Here is a 23,484-nt window from a genome sequence, read left to right as displayed (position 1 = left end):
GCAATCTAGTGACAAGACCCCGATCCGTCCATGAGCAAACAGCCCGGGCCGTTGGCAAAATTCCGCACCTGACCGGTTTGGCGCCGCCTGGAACTTCCTTCGCCGCCCTCCCGCTCAATCTTTCCTGGGCGCCGCGGCACCAGCCGGATAGGGTCCGCGCCATGCGTGTCATTGCCCTGTTGATGGCTGCCGGCTCCGGCAGCCGCTTTGGCGCCGAGCGGCCGAAGCAGTACCTTACTCTCGCAGGCCGCCCAATCCTGCGCCATGCCGCCGAGGCCCTTCTCACCGATGGCGGGGTGAACGCCCTGCTGCCGGTGGTCGCCGGTCCCGCCGAGGGGCAGGAGGCGGAGGCGGTGCTGGCTGGCCTGCCCTGCCTGCGCGCGGTCCAGGGCGGCGCGACCCGACAGGCCAGCGTGCGCGCGGGGCTGGAGGCGCTGGCGAGCGCGCCCCCCGACGTGGTGCTGGTGCATGACGCCGCCCGTCCCTTCCTCCCCGCTGGCACCGTGCCGGCGCTGCTGCGGGCGCTGGAGGAATTCCCCGGCGCGATTCCCGCCCAGCCCGTCAGCGATACGCTGAAGGCAGGCGCGGAGGGCCGGATCCTGCGCACCGTGCCACGCGCCGGGCTCTTCCGCGCGCAGACGCCGCAGGCTTTCCGCTTCGCCCCGCTGCTGGACGCGCACCGCGCGGCGCGCGAAGAAGCCACCGACGATGCCGCGTTGCTGGAGGCCGCCGGCCTGCCCGTTGCGCTGCTGCCCGGATCGGAGAGCAACCTGAAAGTGACCTATCCCGAGGATCTCGCCCGCGCCGAGGCGTCCCTGCTGCCGCGCCTCCTGCCTGCCATGGGCACCGGCTTCGACGTGCACCGGCTGGTGGAAGGCCGCCCGCTCATCCTGTGCGGCGTCACCATCCCGCATCCGCTCGGGCTGGACGGGCATTCGGACGCCGATGTGGGCCTGCACGCGCTCTGCGACGCCATCTACGGCGCCCTGGCCGAAGGCGACATCGGCCGCCACTTCCCGCCCAGCGACATGCAGTGGAAGGATGCCGACAGCACCGCCTTCCTGCGCCACGCCGCCGGCCGCGTCACGGCCCGCGGCGGCATCCTGACGCATGTGGACCTGACGCTGATCTGCGAGCGGCCGAAGATCGCCCCCCATGCGGAGGCGATGCGGGCGCGGGTGGCGGAGCTGCTCGGCATCCCCGTCGGGCGGGTGTCGGTGAAGGCCACCACCACCGAGCGGCTGGGCTTCACCGGGCGCGGCGAGGGGATCGCCGCCCAGGCCGCCGCCACCCTGCTTCTGCCGGCCTGAGGGTCAGGCCGGCCGCTCGTCACCCCCTGCCCCGCGTTCAGCGCGGCGGCAGGAAGCCGACCAGTTCCTCGGCGCGGCGCACGATCGGGTCGGCGATGGCGGCCGCCTTGTCGGCACCGCGGCGCAGGGCGGCATCCACTGCCGCCGGGTCGGCCAGCAGGCGCTGCATCTCGGCCTGGATCGGCCCGAGATGCGCCACCAGCGCGTCCGTCAGCACACCCTTGAAGGTGCCGAAGCCCTGCCCGGCATGCTCGCGCAGCACCTCGGCGGGGCTGCGCCCGGAGATCGCGGCCAGGATGCCCACGAGGTTGCGCGCCTCCGGCCGGCTCTCCAGGCCCGCGGCCTCTTCCGGCAGCGGCTCCGGGTCGGTCTTCGCGCGGCGGATCTTCAGGGCGATCGTGTCCGCGTCGTCGGTCAGGTTGATGCGCGACTGGTCGGAAGGGTCCGACTTCGACATCTTCCTCGTGCCGTCGCGCAGCGACATCACGCGGGCGGCGACGCCCTGGATCAGCGGCTGGATGGTCGGAAAGAAGTCCACCTCGTAGTCGTGGTTGAACTTCTGGGCGATGTCGTTGGCCAGCTCGAGGTGCTGCTTCTGGTCGTCGCCCACCGGCACCTGGGTGGCGTGGTAGGCCAGGATGTCGGCCGCCATCAGGTTGGGATAGACGTAGAGGCCGACCGAGGCGCCTTCGCGGTCCTTGCCCGCCTTGTCCTTGAACTGCGTCATGCGGTTCAGCCAGCCAATGCGGGCCACGCAGTTGAAGATCCAGGCGAGCCGCGCATGCGCCGGCACGTGGCTTTGCACAAAGAGGATGCAGCGCTCCGGGTCGAGGCCGCAGGCGATCAGCGCCGCCGCCATCTCGCGCGTCTGCCGCGCCAGCTCCCTCGGGTCCTGCCACACCGTGATGGCGTGCTGGTCCACCACGCAGAAGAGCGAGGCATCCCCGTTCTGCATGGGCACCCAGTTGCGGATGGCGCCCAGGTAGTTGCCGAGAGTGGGGATGCCGGAGGGCTGAATCCCGGAGAAAACACGCTGCATCGTCGTACCTTTCGGGCCTGGCGCTGGGCGTGATCCCGCGCGGGGCGGCGCACGTCAAGCCATCGCGCACCCGCACCCTTGCGCCGGCGACCCGTCGGCGGCACTCAGTCCGGGAAGTGCGCGTGGAGGGGAGCGATGCAGGTCGAGCGGGAGTTGGCGGGGCTGAAGGCGACGACGCAGGCCTGGCGCGCCCGGGGCGAGCGCATTGGCCTGGTGCCGACCATGGGGGCGCTGCATGCCGGCCACACCGCCCTGGTGGACGCGGCGCGGCGCGAGGCTGACCGGGTCATCGTCTCCATCTTCGTCAACCCGCTCCAGTTCGGCCCGCAGGAGGATCTCGCCCGCTACCCGCGCGACGAAGCCGGCGACCTGGAGAAGCTCCGCCAGGCCGGCTGCGACCTCGTCTGGCTGCCCACGCCGGCGGTGATGTATCCACCCGGCGACGCCACCCGCATCGAGCCCGCCGGCCCCGCCGAAGGCTGGGAGGGCGCGGCCCGCCCGGGCCATTTCCGCGGCGTGGCCACCGTCTGCACGAAGCTTTTCATGATGACCCGGGCCGACCTGGCGGTCTTCGGGGAAAAGGACTGGCAGCAGTTCCAGGTGATCCGCCGGGTGGCGGCCGACCTGCACCTGCCCGTCCGGATCCTGCCCCTGCCCACGGTGCGGGACGGCGATGGCCTGGCGCTGTCCTCCCGCAACCAGCGCCTCTCGACGGAGGAGCGCGGCGAGGCGGGCCGGCTGCCCCGCGCCCTGGAAGCGCTCGCGGCGGCGCTCGCCGGCGGAGCGCCGCGCGAGCCCGCGATGGGGCGCCAGCGAAGGGCGCTTGAGGCGCAGGGGTTTCGCGTCGACTACCTGGCCCTGGTGGTGCCGGAAAGCCTGCAGCCCTGGCCGGCCGGCGCATCGGGGGAGGCGCGGCTCATCGTGGCCGCCCACCTGGGAAGCGTCAGGCTATTGGACAACATGCCGGTCATGATTCCACCGCGTACCGAAGCCTGACACTTTTTCTGCCTCGCCGCGTTGCAGCGGGGTGATGGGCAATCTGATCGATATCGCCAGGCAGCCTCGCCCGGCCGGCATCCTTGCGGCCGATGCAGCGCAGGACGACCCAAGGCTGCTCCGCCCCGGCGACAATGTCTGGCGGCTGGAGCGTGCGTCGCGCGCCAAGGTGCTGATGGACGCGGCGGACTACTTCGGCACGCTGCGGGAGGCGATGAAGAAGGCCCGCCGCAGCATCCTCATCGCGGGCTGGGACATCGACAGCCGTACGCCGCTGGTCGGCCCCAGCGGAGAGGCGTCGGACGGTCTCCCGGCAACGCTTGGACCTTTTCTGGCGGCACTGGTCCAGCGCCGGCCGGAACTGCGGATCAAGCTGCTGCTCTGGGATTATTCCGTGCTCTACGCGCTGGAGCGGGAACTGCTGCCGGCGCTCAGCCTGCAATGGAACACCCCGTGGCAGATCGAGCTCTGCCTCGACGACGAGATTGCCTTTGGCGCCTCGCACCACCAGAAGCTGGCGATCGTGGATGACAGCCTCGCCTTTTCCGGCGGCCTGGACCTGACCATCCGCCGCTGGGACACGCCCGAGCACCGGATCCACAACCCGCATCGCATGGATCCGCGGGACGAGACCTACCCGCCCTTCCACGACACGCAGATCATGGTGGACGGCGCCGCGGCCGCCGCCCTGGCCGAGCTGTTCCGCGCGCGCTGGGTGCGCGGCGCCTGCGAGGAGCTGCCGCCGCCCTCGCCCGGCATGGGCGGGCCGGATGTCTGGCCCAACGGCGTTGTGCCGGACTTCCAGGACGTCGAGATCGGCGTCGCCCGCACCATGGGCAGTTTCGAGGACGAGCCGGAGGTCCGCGAGGTGGAGCGGCTCTTCGAGGACATGATCGACGCGGCCGAGCGCAGCATCTACATCGAGAACCAGTTTCTCACCAACCTCGCCCTGGCGCGCCGCCTGGCCGGCCGGCTTCGCGCGCGGCCGGCGCTCGAAGCCGTCCTGCTGGGGCCCAGGACCCACCACACCTGGCTTGAACACCGGACCATGCTGGCCGGCCGAATCCGCTTCACGGAGGTGCTGCGCCGCGCCGGGGTGATGGACAGGGTGCGGCTGCTCTACCCCCATGTCGGTGGCCGGCGCGGCTCGCAGGCCGATGTCATGGTCCATTCCAAGGTCATGATTGTGGACGACCGGCTGCTGCGCGTCGGCTCGGCCAATCTCTGCAACCGCTCCATGGCCACCGACAGCGAGTGCGACCTAGTGATCGAGGCGCGCAGCGAGGCGGAGCGCGCGGGGATCCGCGGTGTGCGCGACCGCTTCCTCGCCGAGCATCTGGGCGCCACGCCCGAGCAGGTGGCGGAGGCGACACGGGAAGGTTCCCTGTTTGCCGCGCTCGACCGGCTGGGAACCCGGCGCCGCCAGTTGCTGCCGATCCAGGATGGAACACTGGAAGAGGGCGAAGGCCTGCCGCCGATCGAGGCGGTGGCGGATCCGGTCCGCCCGCTTGGTTCCGCCATGCTGCTGGCCGACTTCACCGCTGGGAACGGACACCCCCATCTCATGCCCCTTTGGCTTCGCATTGCGCTGGTGGCGGGGCCGATCCTGCTGCTCGGCGTCGCCTGGCGCTACACGCCGCTGGCCGGCTTTCTCGACCCCCAGACCTTCACCGCCTCCCTGCAGAGCGTGAACGGCGCCTGGGGGCCGGCGATGGCGCTCGGGCTGTTCATGGTCCTGGGCCTGCTCGCCTTTCCCGTGAACGTGCTGATCGTCGCCACGGCGGCGGCGTTCGGGCTCTGGCCCGGCCTGATGTATGCGGCGGTGGGCGCCTTGGTCAGCGCCTTCGTGACCTACCTGGTCGGCCGCAGGGTCGGGCCGGACATGCTGCGCAAGCTGATGGGCCCGCGGATCAACCGGATCAGCCGCAGCATCGCGCGCAACGGGATCATGGCGGTGACCATGGTCCGGCTGATGCCGGTTGCGCCCTTCACCCTGGTGAACCTGGTGGCGGGCGCGATCCGCATTCCGATGGTGGACTACATGGCCGGCACGGCGCTCGGGCTGGCGCCCGGGCTGCTGCTGATGACGGCCCTCGGGGACCGGCTGCTGCGCATCATGAAGGACCCCTCCCTGACCGACATCCTCGGCTTCGTGCTGGTGCTGGTGGCGTGGGGGGTGCTGTCCTACGGGCTGCAGATGCTGGTGGGCCGCTTCCGCCGCCGTTCCGCGCAGGAGGAAGCATGATTCTGCGGGCGATGACCTGGAACATCCACTCGGCCATCGGTCCGGACGGGCGGTACGACCTGGAGCGCGTGCTCGGCCTGATCCGCCGCCACCAGCCCGACCTGCTGGCCGTGCAGGAGGTCGAGGCGCGGGGCCGCGGCAGCAGGCCATCGCCCTTCACCGTGCTGCGGGAGCACTTCGCCGGCCATGCCATGCATGCCGAGACGATCCGCGCCCATGACGGCGCCTACGGGCACATGCTGCTCAGCCGGTGGCCGATGGAGCATCCCGCGGTGCATGACCTTTCCGTGGAGGGGCGGGAACCCCGCGCGGCCCTTTGCGCTCGGATCCGCACGCCGGGAGGCCTCCTTGGCGTCATCGCGGCGCATCTCGGACTGAAGCAGGCCGAGCGTCACCGGCAGGCCCGCCGTCTGGCGCGGCTGGTGCGCGAGATGGAAGGCCCGGCGGTGGTGATGGGCGACTTCAACGACTGGAGCTGGCGCGGCCCGGTCTGGCGCAGCCTTTCGCCCCTGTTGCCGGCCCGCACCTCGCACCGCACCTTCCCCTCGCGCTTCCCGATGCTGCGGCTCGACGAGATCTTCTGCCGCCCGGCCGGCCTGCTGGGACCGAGCTGGCGCGACATGGCGGGAAGGGCGGCCTCGGATCACCTGCCGGTGGTGGCGGAACTGCGCATGCCAGCCACTCCAGGCCGCAGGCCCGCCGAACCACGGCCCTACGCCGCGTCCGCTGCGCCGCTGGAGGAAAGCCTCGGCTGAGGCATGTCGCCCGGGGGATCGGGCGTTCCACCTTGCAGGCCGTCCGGTCGGGCCCGCGGGCACGGTCCAGGCGGCGTCGGCGTTGATCGTCGCAGTGGCGCGCGCGACGCCGGACGCGATACCGGAACAGCCGGTGTCGAGCCCAATAACCGGACGCACGAAGCGCCGTGGGATGGGCTTCGTGGCGGCATCGATTATCGGAACGGCCTGAAGCCGGTCGGACGACCGGCAGCCGGGAAGTGGCGCGCCCTGAGGGACTCGAACCCCCAACCAACCGGGTAGAAGCCGGTTGCTCTGTCCAGTTGAGCTAAGGGCGCCGCGCCGCCGGCAAGTTCAGTGGGTCCAGTTCTCCGCCCGGCCGTAGCGGAAGTTCTCGGCATAGGACTTCGGCTTCATCTCATGCCGGACGGCAGGCGCATCCTCGACCTCGTAGACGATGCCGTTCGCCCGGGCGAAGGCCTCGGCGGCCTCCCGCGAGGAGAAGCTGAGGCGGAGCTGGGACTGCGTATCGCCCGAGCCGAACCAGCCGGTCAGCGGGTCGAGCTTGCGCGCTTCGGCCGGTGCGAAGGTCAACATCCAGCCGCCCCCCTTTGCCTTTCCGGACTGCATGGCCGACCGTGCCGGGGCGTGGATGCGGGCGATGGCGGTGTTGCGGCTCATGACCTTCGGTGCTCTCGGCCTCATGCTGGCGGGTGGACCCGGCGGAACAGGGTATCGGGGCGAGAGGATTCGAACCTCCGGCCCTCTGCTCCCAAAGCAGATGCGCTACCAGGCTGCGCTACGCCCCGAATGGGGTGCAAACTATGGGCTGGCCGCCGGCTCCGCAAGCGCCTTCAGCCGATCTGCGTGGCGCCGCCCATCCAGGGCGCCAGCACCTCCGGAACACGGACGCTGCCATCCGCCTGCTGATGCGTCTCCAGCACGGCGATCAGCGCCCGGCCCACCGCGACGCCGGAGCCGTTCAGGCTGTGCAGGAAGGCCGTGCCCTTGCCCTCCTTCGGGCGGTAGCGGGCGTTCATCCGGCGCGCCTGGAAGTCGCGGGTGTTGGAGCAGGAGGAAATCTCCCGCCAGGCCCCCTGCCCCGGCAGCCAGACCTCCAGGTCGTAGGTCTTGGCGGCCGAGAAGCCGGTATCGCCCGCGCAGAGAACGATGCGGCGCCAGACAAGGCCCAGCTCCGTCAGCACCCGTTCGGCGCATCGGGTCATGCGCTCGTGCTCGGCGTCCGACTGCTCGGGGACGGTGATGGAGACCATCTCGACCTTGGAGAACTGGTGCTGGCGCAGCATGCCACGGGTGTCGCGCCCGGCGCTGCCGGCTTCCGAGCGGAAGCAGGGCGAGAGCGCCGCGAAGCGCAGCGGCAACTCCGCCTCCGGCAGGATCTCGCCAGCCACCATGTTGGTCAGCGGCACCTCGGCGGTCGGGATCAGCCAGCGGCCGTCGGTGGTGCGGAAGAGGTCTTCCTCGAACTTCGGCAACTGGCCGGTGCCGTACATGGTCGCGTCGTTGACCAGCAGCGGCACGGTGGTCTCGGCATAGCCGTGCTCATCCACATGGAGGGAAAGCATGTACTGCCCGAGGGCGCGTTCCAGCCGGGCGAGCGCGCCCTTCAGCACCGTGAAGCGCGCGCCCGCCAGCTTGGCGGCGCCGGCGAAATCCATCAGCCCCAGCGCCTCGCCGATCTCGAAATGCTGCTTCGGCGCGAAGCCGAGCTGAGGCGGGGTGCCGTGCTGGTGGAGCACGACGTTGTCGCTTTCGTCCCGCCCGTCCGGCACCTCGGCGTCGAGCAGGTTGGGCAGCGCCTCCAGCACGGAGGTCTGCGCGGCCTCCAGCGACTTGGCCTCGGCGTCCAGCGCCTCCATGCGGTCGCGCAGCCCGGCGCCTTCGGCCTCCAGGCCCGTGGTGTCGCCACCCTGGCGCTTCGCCTGCCCGATCTCCTTGGAAAGCTGGTTCCGGCGGGCCTGCGCCTCCTGCGCGGCGGTCTGCGCCGCACGGCGGGCGGCATCCTGGGCGAGCAGGGTTTCGGCCACCGGCGCGAGGCCGCGCCGGGCCAGGGCAGCGTCAAAGGCGGCCGGGTCGGCGCGGACGATGCGGATGTCATGCATGGCGGGAACTCAGCTGTTGTCGTCGCGCTTCGGCGTCACCCAGCCCGCGGCCAGGATGGAGATCTCGTAAAGAGCGATCAGCGGCACGGCGAGGCCGATCTGGCTGATGATGTCCGGCGGCGTGATCACCGCCGCGATGCCGAACATGCCGACGATGGCGTAACGGCGCCCCTTCTTCAGCCCCGCGACGGAGATGATGCCGACCTTGGCCATCAGGGTCAGCGCGACGGGCAGCTGGAAGGCCACGCCGAAGGCCAGGATCATGTGCATGACCAGGCTGAGGTACTCGCTGACCTTCGCTTCCAGCTGAACCGGCAGCGCGCCGGAACCCGGCGGCGTCTCGAAGGAGATGAAGAACTTCCAGGCCAGCGGAAAGATGAAGTAGTAGGCCAGCGCGGCGCCGAGCACGAACAGCACCGGCGAGGCGAGCAGGAAGGGCAGCAGCGCCTTCTTCTCGCTGCGGTAAAGGCCCGGGGCGATGAACAGCCAGAGCTGCGTCGCCCACATGGGGAAGCTGAGGAACACGGCGCCGAACAGCGCGACCTTCAGATAGGTGAAGAAAGCTTCATAGAGCGCGGTGAAGATCATCCGCCGCTCGCCGCCGCTCTGCTGCTGCAGGATGTCGGCCAGCGGGCGCGCGAGGAATCCGTAGATCTGCGACGAGAAATAGTAGCAGAGCGCGAAGGCGATGATGAAGGCGCCGAGTGACCATAGCAGCCGGGTGCGCAGTTCGAGCAGGTGCTCGATCAGCGGCATCGGCTTGTCGTCGATCGTATCTTCCGGTTCACGGGGCACGGATTGCTTGCTCAGACGTTCGGGGTTGCAGGCTTGTCCGGGACCGTCTGGGCAGTGCCGGCGGCGGGCGGCGCGACGGGTGCCGCATCGGTGCCTTCGGCGGGCCGGTCAGGGCCGGTCGGGCGGGCGGGGCCAGCTTCGGCCGCGACCGAAGGCGGGATGAACGCCGGCGCCGCGTTCGCCTCCACGCGCTCCACGGCGGCAGGCGGGGGAGCCGCCGGCGTCGCCGGGCTGGTGGCGGCGGACGAGCTGGGCTCGGGCTTCCAGGCATCCTTAAGCGGATCTTCGTTGAAGGTACGCCGGATCTGCCCGTCCTCGTCGAGGTTACGCTCGATCGCGCCCTTCAGGTCGAAGTTGCGGATGTCGCGGATCTGGTCGCGCACGTCCTCAAGCTTGGCCTCCCGGACCAGCTCGTCGGCATGCGACTGGAACTCCGCGGCCATCCGCCGCAGCTTCTGAACGCCCTTGGCGATGTTGCGGATGGCGTCCGGCAGGTCCTTCGGCCCGATCACCACCACCGCCACCACGGCGATCAAGGCCAGTTCCGACCACGCAAAATCGAACATGTGCTTCCCATCTCCCCCAGCCGGGGGCCGCTTCCGTTAGCAGGAACGGAGGACAGCGCCAATCGGCCGCCTTGCTTCCCGTTTATCCATTCTGCCTATCTAGGCGCATCCCGCCCAAAAGACGAAGGCGCGCGGGTTGTCTGAAGAAGGGTTCACAGAAGGCTGCCTCCCGTCGCGCCGCCGGGGCCTGGCTGCGCCTCGCCGGCGAGCAGCTCCTCGCGCCGCGGCAGGTCGGTGAGGACCCGCAGGCCGAACTGCTCCAGGAAGCGCGGCGTGGTGCCCCAGAGGGTCGGCCGCCCCGGCACTTCCTTGCGGCCACGCGGCGCGATCAGCGCCTGCTCCAGCAGCACCTCCAGCGTGGACTGCGAAAGGCTGGTGCCGCGGATCTCCTCGATCTCCGGCCGCGTGACGGGCTGGTGATAGGCGATGATGGCCAGCGCCTCCATCGCCGCGCGCGGCAGGCGGCGGGGCGTCTCCACCACCCTCGTCAGCACCGGGGCGAGATCCGGCGCGGTCCGGAAGGCATAGCCGCCGGCGACCTCGGTCAGCTCCACGCCGCGGCCGGCATAGCGGGAGGCCAGCAGGGTCAGCACGGCGTCGGCGCGCAACCCCTCCGGCAGAAGCTCCTGGAGGCGCTGCGGCGGCACGGGGCGGTCGGACGCGAAGACCACCGCCTCGGCAAGGCGCAGCGCGTGTTCGAGCTGGGCGATGCCGGCCGGGTCCTTGTCCGGGTCAGGCGGCTGCGGCGTCATGGTCGGTTCCCTCCAGCGCCGCCTCGGCTGCCGCGCAGCGCCGCAGCAGGATGGGGCCGAAGGCGGCTTCCTGCCGCAACTCGATACTGCCGCCCCGCGCCATCTCCAACCCCGCGATGAGCGTGGCCGCCAGGGCGGCGCGCCGCTCCACCGGGTCCGACAGCGCATCGGGCAGGAAGCGCTGCAGCTCGCCCCATTCCGGCAGCGCGCCGACCAGCCGGGCGAGCCGCTCCAGCGCCTCCTGCACCGTCCAGAGGCGCCGCGGCTTCGGGCGGTAGGGCCGCCGGGCGGAGGCACGGCGCAGCGCCTCGACATAGGCGCGCAGCAGCATCGGCAGGTCGGCGTTCAGCCCGCTGCGGTCCTGCCGCAGGAAGCTTTCGGGGTGGCCGCGCTCCAGCACCTCCTGCCCGAGCTGGGGCCGGGTGGCGAGCCACTGCGCGGCGGCGCGCATCCGTTCCAGCTCGGCCAGCCGCTCGGCGAGCTGCCCCGCGAGCGCCTCGGCGTCCTCCTCCTGCTGCGGATCCTCAGGCAGCAGCAGGCGGGACTTCAGCCAGGCCAGCCAGGCGGCCATTACCAGCCAGTCCGCCGCCAGCTCCAGCCGGACGCGGCGGGCGCCCTCGATCACCGCGAGGTACTGGTCCACCAGGTCGAGGATGGAGAGGCGGGCGATGTCCACCTTCTGCGCCCGGGCCAGTTCCAGCAGCAGGTCGAGCGGCCCCTCATAGCCGTCCAGGCTGACATGCAGCGTCTCCGCCGTTGTCATGACCCGTGCCCGGCAAGCCACAGGATCAGGTTGAAGCCCGGACCGGTGACCAGCTCGACCAGCCAGCCCAGCAGGTCGAGCGAGGGCGAGATGCGCGGCAGCACGAAGATCAGCAGCAGCACGATCAGCAGCCCGGCGCGCTCAAGCCGCGCCAGCCGCAGGGCCAGCGGCGCCGGCAGCAGCCCGACCATGATGCGGCCGCCGTCCAGCGGCGGGATGGGCAGCAGGTTGAACAGACCGAGCAGGAGGTTGGCGAGGATGGAGAGGATGATGAAGCGGACGCCCAGCGCCATCGCCTCGGGCGGAAGGGTGCCGCCGAGATTCTCCAGCGGATGCGCCAGCATGGCCGCGCACCAGGCGAGAAAGACGTTCATCGCCGGCCCTGCCGCCGCCACCAGCGCCATCCCCGAGCGCGGGTCGCGCAGCCGGCGGATGTCCACCGGCACCGGCTTGGCCCAGCCGAACATGGCCTCGACCCGGCCGATGGTGAGCAACTGGACCACCAGCAGCAGGCCGGGGAGCAGCAAAGTGCCCACCGGATCCACGTGCCGCAGGGGGTTCAGGCTGAGGCGCCCGGCGCGCTGCGCGGTGTCGTCCCCCAGGGCCAGGGCCGCATAGCCATGCGCCGCCTCGTGCAGCGTGATGGCCAGAACCGAGGCGAGGATGGCGACCGCAAGCTCGGGCAGCCAGCCGATCACGCCGCCTCCCGCAACAGCGCGTCGCGCCGGGCCGCCAGGGCGGCCGGATCATCGGCGCGCCCCTGGCTGGCGAGGCGGGTGGCCTCGCGCGCGGCCGCGAGGCGCAGGGCGGCGCGGTCAGTGAGCGGGGCGCTGCCTTCCAGCACGGCGACGGTCTCGCCGAGTTCGCCGGTGCAATGCAGCACCAGGTCGCAGCCGGCCGCCAGCGCCGCCGACGCCAGCCCGCCCGGCGGCCCCTGCAGCGCGCGCATGGCGAGATCATCCGAGACCAGCACGCCATCGAAGCCGATCTCGCCGCGGATCACCCCGGCGATCACCTGCGGCGACAGGGTCGCTGGCCGCTCCGCATCGAGGGCGGTGTAGAGGATGTGCGCCGTCATCGCCCATGCGCCGCTGCCCGCCAGCGCGCGGAAGGGGGCGAGGTCGGCCTCCAGCACCGCGCGCGCGGCGGCGACGCGAGGCAGCTCCAGGTGGCTGTCCGCCGTGGCGCGGCCATGGCCGGGGATGTGCTTGATGACGGGGATGGTGCCCGCCGCCTGCAGGCCGGCGACCCACGCGGCGCCGAGGCGGGCCACCTCCTCCGGCGCGGCGCCGAAGGAGCGGTCGCCGATGATGTCGTGCGCGCCGTGCAGGCGCAGGTCCAGCACCGGGGCGCAGACCACGTCGAGCCCCATGGCGGCGCATTCGAGGCCGAGCAGGGTGGCATTGGCCTCGGCGGCCCCCGCCGGGCGGCCCTCGAAGGTGGCGGCCGGCGGAAAGGCCGGCCAGTGCGGCGGGCGCAGCCGCGCGACGCGGCCACCCTCCTGGTCGATCAGAACCGGAGCCTCGGCGCCCAGTTCCTCCCGGATGGCGGCCGTGAGGGCGGCGAGCTGCGCCGGGTCCCGCAGGTTGCGCGCGAACAGGATCGCCCCGAGCGGACGCAGGCGGCGCAGCATGGCCGCCTCCTCCGCCAGCAGGACGGGGCCGGAAAGCCCGATGATGGCCGCGCGCGGCGTGGACATGGTGAAGGCGCCCTTCTCAGCCGCCGATGACGGCGCAGGCGCCGCCCCGGCTTTTCATCGACTCGCAGAAGTTGCTCGCCGCCTCGCGGTTCTCGAAGCCTCCGGTACGCAGCCGCCACATGGTCGGCTTGCCGTCACGCTCGAAGCGGATGATGTGCGGCGCGCGCCCCTGCATCAGCTCCGGCGCGCGCCGCCCAAGGCGCTCCCATTCGGTGCGGGCGCCATCCTCCGAGTCGAGTGCGCCGAGCTGGACCAGCACGCCGCCCATGCTGCGTGCGGGCGCGGCCGGCTGCGCCAGGGCTGCTTTGGCCGGGGCGGAAACGGGCGCGGAAACCGGCGCGGGAGCCGCAGTCTGGGTGACGGGCGCAGGGGCCGCCGGAGGCTGGGCAACCGGAGCCAGGCTGCTCGGCGGCGGCACCGAAGCGGCATCCATCCGCTGCGGCGCGCTGGCGGGGACGAGGTCGGCAGCGGCCTGCTGCGGCACGGCGGGCGCGGCAGCCGGCGGGGGCGTGGTGGCGGCGCGCAACGCGTCCAGGTTCGGCGTTTCCGCCGCCGGGCCGAGATGCCCGCTGGGGGCGTAGGGCGCACCGATGTTGCGCCGCTCGAAGATGATTTCGTCCTGGTTGGGCACGCGCAGCCCGCCACGGTCATCCGGCCGCACCTTCACCGGCCGCGAATCGGCTTCGATCACCGGGATGGTGCGGTCGGCGTAGCGCGTCACGGCCCAGCCAACCAAACCACCGACGGCAAGCAGGCCGGCAAGCCCGCCCGCCACGAGAAACAGGCGTGGCGGACCGCCTTCCGCGGAGGATTGCCGCACACGATAGGACGGGACCTGAGCTTCCCTCACCGCATCTCCTCAACTGGCGCGACGCCCATGACCTGCAGGCCCGAGCGGATGACGATGGCCGTCGCTGCAACCAGCGCGAGACGTGCCCGCGTTGATTCCGGCTCCTCGGCGCGAATGAAGCGAAGTGTCGCATCATCCCGCCCACGGTTCCACAAAATATGAAAGTCGGCGGCCAAGTCTTGGAGATAAAAGGCAATTCGATGCGGTTCCCGCGCCGCAGCAGCGGCTTCCACCGTGCGTGGCCAAGCGGCCATGCGGCGGATCAAGGCCAGTTCGGAGGGGTCACGCAGCGCTTCCAGGGGCGCCTGGGCCAATTCAACCATCGCGGGATCGCCCGCCTGCCGCAGCACGGAGCGGCAGCGGGCATGCGCGTACTGCACGTAGAAGACCGGATTGTCGCGCGACTGCTCGACCACCTTGTCCAGGTCGAAGTCCATTTGCGCGTCGGACTTGCGGGTCAGCATGGTGAAGCGCACGGCGTCGCGGCCCACCTCGTCGATCAGGTCGCGCAGCGTGACGTAGGTGCCGGCGCGCTTGGACATGCGCACGGGCTCGCCGCCCTTCATCACCTTGACGATCTGCGTCAGCACCACCTCGAAGCCGACGCGCTTCTCGCCGGACAGCGCCGCGACCGCCGCCTTCATGCGCGGCACGTAGCCGCCATGGTCGGCGCCCCAGACCTGCACCAGATCGTCGAAGCCGCGCGCGATCTTGTCGGCGTGGTTGCCGATATCGTTGGCGAAGTAGGTGTTGCTGCCGTCGCTCTTGCGCAGCGGGCGGTCCACGTCGTCGCCGAAGCGGGTGGAGGCGAAGAGCGTCTGCGGGCGTGGCTCCCAGTCGTCGGGCAGCTTGCCCTTGGGCGGCTCCAGCACGCCCTCGTAGACCAGCCCCTTGGCCGCCAGCCCGGCGATGGCCTGGTCCGCCACGCCGGCCTTCACCAGCGCGGCCTCGCTGATGAAGACGTCGTGCCGCACGCCGAGCGCGGCGAGGTCCTCGCGGATCTCGTCCATCATCCGCGCCACGGCGAAGTCGCGCACCGTGTCGAGCCAGAGGGACGGGTCGGCCGGACGGGCGCCGGGCGCCAGCGCCTCGCCGTGCCGCGCCTTCAGCGCCTCGCCGACGGGGATCAGGTACTCGCCGCGGTACTGCAGCCCGTTGGGCGTGGCGGCGGCGTACTCCTCCTCGCTCAGCGGCGTGCCGAGCGCCTGCAGGTAGCGCCAGTAGGCGGCATAGGCGAGCGCCTGCACCTGCGCGCCGGCGTCGTTGACGTAGTATTCCTTGGTGACGTCGTAGCCGGCCTTGGCCAGCAGGTTGGCCAGCGCGTCGCCCACCACGGCACCGCGGCAATGGCCGACATGCATCGGCCCGGTCGGGTTGGCGGAGACGTATTCCACGTCCACCCGCAGGCCCTGGCCGGCCGGGCTGGTGCCGTAGTCCTCCCCGGCGCGCAGCACCACCGGCACCTGGCCGAGCAGGAAGGGCTCCGCCAGCCGCAGGTTGACGAAGCCGGGACCGGCCGGCGCGGCCTCGGCCACCATCGGCAGTTCGGCGAGCGCCTGGGCGAGCGGCGCGGCGATCTTCGGCGGCGGCAGCTTCGCGGCCTTGGCCACCACCATGGCGGCGTTGGTGGACATGTCGCCATGCGCGGCGTCGCGCGGCGGCTCGACCGCGACGCGGGCGAGCGCCTCCTCCGGCAACTCGGGCAGGATGCGGCGCAGGCAGGCCAGAACCTCCGTTCGCAGTGCGGCGAAGATGTCCTGCGGGGCGGCGGGGTTCTGTTCCATGGTGTCCGTTCAGCCGGGGATGTGGGGGTCGGTGAGGCGCCGGTGCTCGTCCAGCGCGAAGCGGTCGGTCATGCTGGCGATGTAGTCGCAGACCACGGCGGCGCAGCGCGCGGTGCCGGGCGCGCCGGCGCCCTCGCGCCACTCGGGCGGCAGCATGTCCGGCCCGCCATGCAGCAGGCTGAACAGCATCTGCACCACGCGCTTCGACTTCTGCGTGGTGCGGTTGACGCGCCAGTGGCGGTACATGCGGCCGCGCAGGAAGTCGCGCACCTGCTGGTTGGCGGCCTGCATCGGCTCGCTGAAGGCGATCATCGGGCGGCCGGCGGCGCGCACGTCCTCGACGCTTTTCGGCGCCAGCGCGACGAGGCGCCGGCCCGCCTCCGCCATCACGTCCTGCACCATGGCGTTGATGACGCGGCGGATGGACTCGCTGGCCTGCCTCCCCGGCGAGGCGTCCGGATGCAGGCGGCGCACCTCGCGCACCGCGTCCCCCACCAGCGGCAGGGTGGCGGCCTCGTCCAGGGTGAAGAGCCCGGCCCGCAGCCCGTCGTCGAGGTCGTGGTTGTTGTAGGCGATATCGTCGGCCAGGGCGGCGACCTGCGCCTCCGCCGAGGCGTGGCTGCCAAGGTCCAGAGGGTGGCGGCTATCGTATTCCGCCATGAAGGGCGACGGGCGCCGGATCGGGCCGTTGTGCTTGGCCAGCCCCTCCAGCGTCTCCCAGGTCAGGTTCAGCCCGTCGAAGCCGGCATAGCGCTTCTCCAGCACCGTCACCGCCTTCAGGCTCTGGGCATTGTGGTCGAACCCGCCATAGGGACGCATCAGGCCGTTCAGCGCCTCCTCCCCGGCATGGCCGAAGGGCGGGTGGCCGAGGTCGTGCGCCAGCGCCAGCGCCTCGGCCAGATCCTCGTCGATCCGCAGCCGCCGCGCGATCGAGCGGGCAAGCTGCGCCACCTCGATGCTGTGGGTCAGGCGGGTCCGGAAGGCGTCGCCCTCGTGGTAGATGAAGACCTGCGTCTTGTACTGCAGGCGGCGGAAGGCCGTGCTGTGGATGATGCGGTCGCGGTCGCGCTGGAAGGGCGAGCGCACCCCGTCCGCCGGCTCCGGGTGGAGCCGGCCCCGCGAAGTCTCCGGCCGGACGGCGAAGGGTGCGAGCTCGGGCATGGTCGCGGCGGCTTACCAGCCGCCCCGCCGGGCCGCAACGCCGCTGAAACCCCCGGCGGACGGTTGGAAACCCATCCTGCCCCGCCTATGTTGCGGACCAAGGAGTTCTTGCCATGCCCGACGGCACCACGCCTGCCCCCGCCTTCCGCGTCACGCCGGGCGCCTTCGCCCAGGTGGCCGAGATCGCCGCCCGAGAGGGCCGCCCGCAGGCCGGGCTGCGCGTGGCCGTGCTGGCCGGGGGCTGCTCCGGCTTCCAGTATTCCTTCCAGCTTGAGGACGGCCCGGCCGCGGACGACCTGGTGCTGGAGGGCGGCGGAACCCGCGTGATGATCGACCCTGTCAGCCTCGACCTGCTCGCCGGCGGCGAGCTGGACTGGGCGGATGAGTTGATCGGGGCGCATTTCGCCATCCGGAACCCGCAGGCGGCCTCGGGCTGCGGCTGCGGCGCCTCCTTCTCCATCGGCTGACGCAAGCCGGCTTCCGTGCGCCTCGCCAGCTTCAACGTGAATTCGGTGCGCAAGCGCGTGCCGCATCTGCGCCGTTTCCTGCAAGCCGCCCAGCCCGACCTGCTGTTTCTCCAGGAGCTGAAGTGCCGCACCGAGGAGTTCCCGGCGGGCGAACTGGATGGTCTCGGCTACCGCGTTCATGCGGTGGGCCAGCCGGGCGGCCGCAACGGCGTCGCCGTGCTCTCCCGGGTGCCCTTCGAGGTGGTGGCGGAGGAACTGCCTGGCGAGAGTGCCGACGAGCATGCGCGCTATATCGAGGTGGCGGCGGAAGGCGGCCGCTTCGCCGGCATCTACCTGCCCAACGGCAATTCCGGCGGGGCCGAAGGCTTCGCCTACAAGCTGCGGTGGATGGAGCGGCTGCGCCTCCTGGCCGCCGATCGGCTGGACAGCTTCCTGCCCTTCGCCATCCTGGGCGACTTCAACGTCTGCCCCGGCCCGCTGGACTCGCCGCCCGGCGCCATGCCGCCGACCGACGCGCTGGTCCGCCCGGAGAGCCGCGCCGCCTACAATGCCCTGCTGCACCTTGGCCTGACCGACGCGGTGCGGGCGCTGCATCCGGCGGAGCGGATCTACACCTACTGGGACTATGGCCCGGCCTTCGAGGGCAACCGCGGCCTGCGGATCGACCATGCCCTGCTGTCGCCGGATCTGGCGGAGCGGCTGACCGCCGCCTCCGTGGACACGGCGACGCGCGCGCAGGAACAGCCTTCGGACCACGCGCCGGTCATGGTGGACCTGGCCTGACCCCTCACCGGCGCGGCGGTAGGGGCGGCAGCGCCGGTCCCGCAAATGGGGATCCGCGCGGCCGGCACGGCCCTTCCCCTCCGCGCCGCCAGCGGCGGCCCGAGGCCTGCACCGGCGACGCAGTCAGCTTCGGCGGGAAGCATGGCGAAGCCGGGGCGGGAGCGTGACAAACCGGGGCAGCGTGTTACCGCCCCGGTAACAGGCGCATCCTCAGATGTCGGCGTAGCAATGCGTCTCGGCCGCCCCACCGGGATGGGTGACGGCGCCGAGATAGGCTGGTCCAACGGTCTGCGCATATTTCCAAAGCGCGCCCGAGTTGTAGTCCGTCCTGCGTGGCTGCCAGGCGGCGCGGCGCTTCGCCATCTCCTCGTTGGAGATCAGCACGTCGATGCTGCCCTTCGCGGCGTCGATGACGATGCGGTCGCCGTCCTTCAGCAGGCCGATCGGTCCGCCCACCGCCGCCTCCGGCCCGACATGGCCGATGCAGAAGCCGCGCGTGGCGCCGGAGAAGCGTCCATCGGTGATCAGCGCCACCTTGTCCCCCATGCCCTGGCCGTAGATGGCGGCCGTGGTGGAGAGCATCTCCCGCATGCCGGGGCCGCCCTTCGGGCCCTCGTAGCGGATGATGATGACGTCGCCCTCCTTGTAGGCGCGCTGGTCCACCGCCTTGAAGGCGTCCTCCTCGCAGTCGAAGCAGAGCGCCGTGCCCTCGAAGCGCAGGTTTTTCATGCCGGCGATCTTCACGATGGCGCCGTCCGGGGCGAGGTTGCCCTGCAGGCCGACCACGCCGCCGGTCGGCGAGATCGGGTCGGAAACCGGGCGGATGACGTCCTGGTCCTTTGGGAAGATCACCTCGCGGTGGTTCTCCGCCAGGCTCTGGCCGGTGACGGTGAGGCAGTCGCCATGCAGCAGGCCGGCATCGAGCAGCGCCTTCACGATCACCGGGATGCCGCCGATCTTGTAGACGTCAAAGGCCACGTAGCGGCCGCCGGGCTTGAGGTCGCCGATATAGGGCGCCTTGCGCATGATCTCGGCCACGTCCTGCAGCGTGAAGCTGATGCCGGCCTCATGCGCCATGGCCGGCAGGTGCAGGCCGGCGTTGGTCGAGCCGCCGGTGGCGCCGACGATCAGCGCCGCGTTGTAGAGCGACTCCTTCGTGACGATGTCGCGCGGGCGGATGTTCTTTTTCAGAAGCTCCATGACCGCCCTGCCGGATTCCACCGCCCACTTGTCGCGGTCCTCGTAGGGCGCGGGGGCGCCGGCGGAGCCTGGCAGCGCCAGGCCGATCGCCTCCGAGACGGTCGCCATGGTGTTGGCAGTGAACTGGCCGCCGCAGGCGCCGGCGCTCGGGCAGGCCACGCATTCCAGCGCGTGCAAGTCCTCGTCCGACATGTTGCCGGCGGCGTGCTGGCCGACCGCCTCGAAGACGTCCACCACCGTCACGTCACGACCCTTGAACTTCCCGGGCAGGATCGAGCCGCCATACATGAAGACGCTGGGCACGTTCAGCCGCAGCATGGCCATCATCATGCCCGGCAGGGACTTGTCGCAGCCCGCGAGGCCGACCAGCGCGTCATAGCAGTGGCCGCGCATGGTCAGCTCCACCGTGTCGGCGATGGCGTCGCGGCTGGCCAGCGAGGACTTCATGCCCTGGTGGCCCATGGCGATGCCGTCGGTCACGGTGATGGTGGTGAACTCGCGCGGCGTGCCGGCGGCATGCTTCACCCCGAGCTTCACGCTCTGCGCCTGCCGGCTGAGCGCGATGTTGCAGGGCGCCGCCTCGTTCCAGCAGGTGGCGACACCCACCAGCGGCTGGGCGATCTCCTCCTCCGTCATGCCCATGGCATAGTAGTAGGAGCGGTGCGGGGCGCGCTCCGGGCCGACCGTCACATGGCGGCTCGGCAGGCGCGACTTGTCCCATTGATGCTCGGCCATGCCGGCGTACCCTTCTCGTCGTTGCGTCCCGCAAGAGGTATCGCGCAGCACTCCTCCCGGAGCAACCGAGAGCGGGCAGCCAGGCTGAGGGAAGGAATTCCCCCAGGCCCCCATCTTTTTTCTGTCAGTTTGCCGCCTCGCCGCAGGTCAGGCGCGACCTGAAGAACGGACAGAAAAAAGATGTGGGGGTGCGCGGGAGAATTCCTTCTCCCCCGCGGCCTTCACCCACCGATGCGGGCGAGCGCCGCCTCAAGCCGCGCCACCTCCGCCTCGAACCCGGCGAGGCGCTCGCGGTTCTCCTCCACCACCTCCGGCTTGGCACGGGCGACGAAGTCGACGTTGGCCAGCTTCTGCACCACCTTCGCGCCCTCGCCCTTGGCCTTGTCGCGCTCCTTGGCGAGGCGCGCGCGCTCGGCGGGGAGGTCGATGGCCTCGGCCAGCGGCAGCAGCACCGTCGCCTCGCCGACCACCGCCTGCGCCACGCCCTTTGGGTCCTCGCCCTCGGCCAGGGCGCGGAACTCGGTGGCGCGGCCGAGGCGGCGGATCGCCTCGATCCAGCGCCCGCCGCGCGCCAGCGTCTCCGCCGAGGCGCCCTGCAGCAGCAGCGGCACGGTGATGGAAGGGGGCACATTCATCTCCGAGCGCACGCCGCGCACGGTGGAGATCAGGCTGACCAGCCAGTCCAGCTCGGCGCGCGCCTCGGCGGCGCCCGGCACGGCCACCGGCTCGGGCCAGGCGGCGCGGATCAGGCTGAACTCGGCGCCATAGCCGAAGCGGTCCCAAAGCTCCTCGGTGACATAGGGCATCACCGGGTGCAGCAGGCGCAGGATGGTGCCCAGCACATGCTGCGCGACGCCCTTCACCTCGGCCTTCTCGCCGCCATCGGGCCCGTTCAGCGCGGGCTTTGCGAATTCCAGGAACCAGTCGCAGAAGCTGTTCCAGACAAAGCGGTAGCAGGCGCCCGCATAGTCATCCATGCGATAGGCCTCCAGCGCCTCGTCGGCCTCGCGGATGGCGGCGTTGGCGGCATCCAGGATCCAGCGGGCGAGCGGCGTCTGCACGGCGGTCGGGTCGAAGGAGGCATCCGGCGCGATGCCGTTCATCTCGCAAAAGCGCGCCGCGTTCCACAGCTTGGTGCCGAAGGAGCGGAAGTCCTCCACGCGCTTGCGGCCGAGCTTCACGTCGCGCCCCGGCGTCGCGAGCGAGGCGATGGTGAAGCGCAGCGCATCGGCGCCAAAGCTTTCCACCAGTTCCAGCGGGTCGATGACGTTGCCCTTCGACTTCGACATCTTCTGGCCCTTCTCGTCGCGGACCAGGCCATGGATGTAGACGGTGCGGAAGGGCACGTCGCCCATGAAGTGGTGGCCCATCATCATCATCCGGGCGACCCAGAAGAAGATGATGTCCCAGCCCGTCACCAGCACGTCGCCGGGGTAGTACTTGGCGAGTTCCGGCGTCTGCTGCGGCCAGCCCAGGGTGCTGAAGGGCCAGAGGGCGGAGCTGAACCAGGTGTCCAGCACGTCCGGGTCGCGCTCCAGCGTCACGCCCTCGCCCAGCTTGGCGCGGGCCTGGGCGAGCGCCGCCTCCTCCGTGCGGGCGACGAAGACGCTGCCGTCCGGCGCGTACCAGGCCGGGATCTGGTGGCCCCACCAGAGCTGGCGCGAGATGCACCAGGGCTGGATGTCGCGCATCCAGGAGAAGAAGATGTTCTCGAAGTGCTTCGGCACGAACTGGGTGCGGCCGGTCTCCACGGCCTCGATGGCGGGCTTCGCCAGGGTGGCGGCATCGCAGTACCACTGCAGCGTCAGGCGCGGCTCGATCGGCACGCCGGAGCGGTCGCCATGCGGCACGGCATGGCTGTGCGGCTCGATGGTCTCAACCAGCTCCAGCCGCTCCAGCTCGGCGACGATCGCCTTGCGCGCGGCGAAGCGGTCCTGCCCGGCGAGGGAGCGGACGAAGTCCGGCGCCGCCACGCCCTCGACCGCCGCCAGCTCCGCCTCGATCTCGCCGAGGAAGACATGGCCGTCCGCGTCCAGCACGGAGGGCATGGCGAGGTCGTGCCGCTTGCCCACGGCGAAGTCGTTGAAGTCGTGCGCCGGGGTGATCTTCACCGCGCCCGAGCCCTTCTCGGGGTCCGAGTACTCGTCCGCCACGATGGGGATGCGGCGGCCCACCAGCGGCAGGATGGCGAACTTGCCGACCAGGTCGCGGAAGCGCGCGTCCTCCGGGTGCACGGCCACGGCGGTGTCGCCCAGCATGGTCTCCGGCCGGGTGGTGGCCACCACGATGAAGCGGCCCGGCGCGCCCTCCACCGGATAGCGCAGGTGCCAGAGGCTGCCCTTCACCTCGCGGCTCTCCACCTCCAGGTCGGAGATGGCGGTCTGGAACTTCGGGTCCCAGTTCACCAGCCGGCGGTCGCGGTAGATCAGCCCCTGCTCGTGGAGCGTCACGAAGACCTCACGCACGGCATCGGAAAGGCCGGCATCCATGGTGAAGCGCTCGCGCGGCCAGTCCAGGCTGGCGCCGAGGCGGCGGAGCTGGCGGGTGATGGTGCCGCCCGACTGCGCCTTCCACTCCCAGACATGCTCCAGGAACTTCTCGCGCCCGATCTCCCGCCGGTCCACCCCCTGCCCGGCCAGCAGCCGCTCGACCACCATCTGCGTGGCGATGCCGGCGTGGTCGGTGCCGGGCTGCCACAGCGCGTCCCGCCCCTGCATGCGCCGCCAGCGGATCAGCGTGTCCTGGATGGTGAAGGTCAGCGCATGGCCGATATGCAGGCTGCCCGTGACGTTGGGCGGCGGGATCATGATGGTGAAGGGCGCCGCGCCGCTGCCGGGTGCGGCGCCGAAGGCACCGCTCGCCTCCCACCCCTCGTAGAGGCGTTGTTCGAAGGCGGCGGGCGAGAGGGTCTTGTCGAGCATGGGCGCACGCTTGGGCGGGAGCCGCCCGCCCGTCAAGAGGCTGCCGCGCGGATCGGGCCCGCCGCTGCCCTCAGCCCGGGTTCTGCCCCGTCACCCGCGCGATCTCGGCCTTCACATGCTGCTCGACAATGGCCGGCAGGTGCTCATCCAGCCAGGCCTTGAGCAAGGGACGAAGCTCCTCGCGCACCACATCCTCGATGCTGGGACCGCCGCTGCGCCGGAGCCCCGCCTGGGGGTCCCGCGCCACAGCCTGGGCGAGCCCTTCCAGCGCGGCCAGCATGGCCCTGGCCTGGCTGGCCGGAGCCTCATCCGGCTTGGACGCTGCCTGCGGCTCCGGCGAGGAGGGGGACGTCTCCGGCCCAGGAGCAGGCAGGGCCGGACGCACCAGCATGTCCTCGGTCAGCTCCAGCGGCGGGTTCCGCGCACCCTGCAGCTCATCCTCGTTCAGGATCTGCCGGATCGAGGCGAGGATCTCCTCCATCGAAGGGTCGGGAGAACCGGACGGTGATCCCGCCATGTCACTCGCCCTTCCTGTCCAGCGGGTTTCCGGTTCCGAACCAC

21 protein-coding genes and 2 tRNA genes are annotated in these 23,484 nt (G+C 71.2%); 6 read left to right on the top strand and 17 right to left on the bottom strand.

Annotation, left to right across the window (positions count from 1 at the left end; translation table 11 throughout):
- The first annotated feature begins 161 nt into the window (after nt 1-161).
- Nucleotides 162-1,310, top strand: a complete 1,149-nt coding sequence (locus E0493_RS10900; RefSeq protein WP_160936982.1) for a bifunctional 2-C-methyl-D-erythritol 4-phosphate cytidylyltransferase/2-C-methyl-D-erythritol 2,4-cyclodiphosphate synthase — start codon at nt 162-164, stop codon at nt 1,308-1,310.
- 37 nt (nt 1,311-1,347) lie between these two features.
- Here the strand turns inward: E0493_RS10900 and trpS are convergent, their stop codons facing one another.
- Nucleotides 1,348-2,349, bottom strand: a complete 1,002-nt coding sequence (trpS, locus tag E0493_RS10895; RefSeq protein ID WP_160936981.1) for a tryptophan--tRNA ligase — start codon at nt 2,347-2,349, stop codon at nt 1,348-1,350.
- A 135-nt stretch (nt 2,350-2,484) separates the two neighbouring features.
- Here trpS and panC point away from each other — a divergent pair, with 135 nt between their 5' ends.
- From panC to E0493_RS10880, 3 genes are read left to right on the top strand one after another with little or no spacing between them, the layout of a single operon-like run.
- Nucleotides 2,485-3,345 (top strand): pantoate--beta-alanine ligase, encoded by an 861-nt coding sequence (panC, locus tag E0493_RS10890; protein ID WP_160936980.1) that lies wholly within the window; start codon nt 2,485-2,487, stop codon nt 3,343-3,345.
- Nucleotides 3,346-3,379: 34 nt separating this feature from the next.
- Nucleotides 3,380-5,590 carry a VTT domain-containing protein gene (locus tag E0493_RS10885; RefSeq protein ID WP_160936979.1) on the top strand — a complete coding sequence of 737 codons (2,211 nt, stop codon included), beginning with the start codon at nt 3,380-3,382 and terminating at the stop codon, nt 5,588-5,590.
- Nucleotides 5,587-6,345 carry an endonuclease/exonuclease/phosphatase family protein gene (locus E0493_RS10880; protein ID WP_160936978.1) on the top strand — a complete coding sequence of 253 codons (759 nt, stop codon included), beginning with the start codon at nt 5,587-5,589 and terminating at the stop codon, nt 6,343-6,345. The genes E0493_RS10885 and E0493_RS10880 overlap by 4 nt, the downstream gene beginning before the upstream one ends.
- Before the next feature lie 240 nt (nt 6,346-6,585).
- Here E0493_RS10880 and E0493_RS10875 read toward each other — a convergent pair.
- The 13 genes from E0493_RS10875 to E0493_RS10815 all read right to left on the bottom strand — a co-directional run bounded on the left by E0493_RS10875 (nt 6,586) and on the right by E0493_RS10815 (nt 16,817).
- Nucleotides 6,586-6,662 (bottom strand) — tRNA-Arg (locus E0493_RS10875).
- A 16-nt stretch (nt 6,663-6,678) separates the two neighbouring features.
- Nucleotides 6,679-7,005: an NADH dehydrogenase ubiquinone Fe-S protein 4 gene (locus tag E0493_RS10870; RefSeq protein ID WP_160936977.1), complete on the bottom strand. Its 327-nt coding sequence runs from the start codon at nt 7,003-7,005 to the stop codon at nt 6,679-6,681.
- Nucleotides 7,006-7,059: 54 nt separating this feature from the next.
- Nucleotides 7,060-7,133: transfer RNA gene (locus tag E0493_RS10865), tRNA-Pro, on the bottom strand.
- Nucleotides 7,134-7,178: 45 nt separating this feature from the next.
- The gene (gene serS / locus E0493_RS10860) at nt 7,179-8,447 is read right to left on the bottom strand and encodes a serine--tRNA ligase (RefSeq protein WP_160936976.1); all 1,269 of its coding nucleotides are present in this window, start codon (nt 8,445-8,447) and stop codon (nt 7,179-7,181) included.
- A gap of 9 nt (nt 8,448-8,456) precedes the next feature.
- Nucleotides 8,457-9,242 (bottom strand): twin-arginine translocase subunit TatC, encoded by a 786-nt coding sequence (gene tatC / locus E0493_RS10855; RefSeq protein WP_160936975.1) that lies wholly within the window; start codon nt 9,240-9,242, stop codon nt 8,457-8,459.
- Nucleotides 9,243-9,253: 11 nt separating this feature from the next.
- The gene (tatB, locus tag E0493_RS10850) at nt 9,254-9,808 is read right to left on the bottom strand and encodes a Sec-independent protein translocase protein TatB (RefSeq protein ID WP_235913707.1); all 555 of its coding nucleotides are present in this window, start codon (nt 9,806-9,808) and stop codon (nt 9,254-9,256) included.
- A gap of 152 nt (nt 9,809-9,960) precedes the next feature.
- Nucleotides 9,961-10,560: an SMC-Scp complex subunit ScpB gene (scpB, locus tag E0493_RS10845; RefSeq protein ID WP_160936974.1), complete on the bottom strand. Its 600-nt coding sequence runs from the start codon at nt 10,558-10,560 to the stop codon at nt 9,961-9,963.
- Nucleotides 10,541-11,323, bottom strand: a complete 783-nt coding sequence (locus E0493_RS10840; protein WP_160936973.1) for a segregation and condensation protein A — start codon at nt 11,321-11,323, stop codon at nt 10,541-10,543. Before E0493_RS10840 ends, scpB begins: the two co-directional genes overlap by 20 nt.
- Complete coding sequence (locus E0493_RS10835) at nt 11,320-12,021, bottom strand: site-2 protease family protein (protein WP_160936972.1); 702 nt, start codon at nt 12,019-12,021, stop codon at nt 11,320-11,322. Before E0493_RS10835 ends, E0493_RS10840 begins: the two co-directional genes overlap by 4 nt.
- Entirely contained in the window at nt 12,018-13,022 is a 1,005-nt protein-coding gene (gene nagZ, locus E0493_RS10830) for a beta-N-acetylhexosaminidase (protein ID WP_160936971.1), read from the bottom strand. The genes E0493_RS10835 and nagZ overlap by 4 nt, the downstream gene beginning before the upstream one ends.
- Before the next feature lie 16 nt (nt 13,023-13,038).
- A complete protein-coding gene (locus E0493_RS23890) occupies nt 13,039-13,872 on the bottom strand; it encodes an SPOR domain-containing protein (protein WP_160936970.1) in 834 nt (277 codons plus the stop codon).
- Nucleotides 13,869-15,656, bottom strand: a complete 1,788-nt coding sequence (argS, locus tag E0493_RS10820) for an arginine--tRNA ligase (RefSeq protein ID WP_160936969.1) — start codon at nt 15,654-15,656, stop codon at nt 13,869-13,871. Before argS ends, E0493_RS23890 begins: the two co-directional genes overlap by 4 nt.
- Nucleotides 15,657-15,665: 9 nt before the next feature.
- Nucleotides 15,666-16,817, bottom strand: a complete 1,152-nt coding sequence (locus tag E0493_RS10815) for a deoxyguanosinetriphosphate triphosphohydrolase (RefSeq protein ID WP_160936968.1) — start codon at nt 16,815-16,817, stop codon at nt 15,666-15,668.
- A gap of 113 nt (nt 16,818-16,930) precedes the next feature.
- Between E0493_RS10815 and E0493_RS10810 the strand changes: the two genes are divergently transcribed.
- On the top strand, nt 16,931-17,284 hold the full coding sequence (locus tag E0493_RS10810) for a HesB/IscA family protein (protein WP_160936967.1): 354 nt from the start codon (nt 16,931-16,933) through the stop codon (nt 17,282-17,284).
- Nucleotides 17,285-17,299: 15 nt separating this feature from the next.
- On the top strand, nt 17,300-18,067 hold the full coding sequence (gene xth / locus E0493_RS10805) for an exodeoxyribonuclease III (protein ID WP_160936966.1): 768 nt from the start codon (nt 17,300-17,302) through the stop codon (nt 18,065-18,067).
- A gap of 210 nt (nt 18,068-18,277) precedes the next feature.
- Here xth and ilvD read toward each other — a convergent pair whose 3' ends face one another.
- The 3 genes from ilvD to E0493_RS10790 all read right to left on the bottom strand — a co-directional run bounded on the left by ilvD (nt 18,278) and on the right by E0493_RS10790 (nt 23,440).
- Entirely contained in the window at nt 18,278-20,002 is a 1,725-nt protein-coding gene (ilvD, locus tag E0493_RS10800) for a dihydroxy-acid dehydratase (RefSeq protein ID WP_160936965.1), read from the bottom strand.
- 221 nt (nt 20,003-20,223) lie between these two features.
- Nucleotides 20,224-22,923: a valine--tRNA ligase gene (locus E0493_RS10795; protein WP_160936964.1), complete on the bottom strand. Its 2,700-nt coding sequence runs from the start codon at nt 22,921-22,923 to the stop codon at nt 20,224-20,226.
- A 70-nt stretch (nt 22,924-22,993) separates the two neighbouring features.
- Entirely contained in the window at nt 22,994-23,440 is a 447-nt protein-coding gene (locus tag E0493_RS10790; protein WP_160936963.1) for a DUF2497 domain-containing protein, read from the bottom strand.
- Between the last annotated feature and the right edge of the window lie 44 nt (nt 23,441-23,484).

Source organism: Teichococcus coralli (assembly GCF_009829925.1).
Lineage (GTDB): Bacteria > Pseudomonadota > Alphaproteobacteria > Acetobacterales > Acetobacteraceae > Pseudoroseomonas > Pseudoroseomonas coralli.
This window is presented reverse-complemented; position numbering and strand designations above follow the sequence as displayed.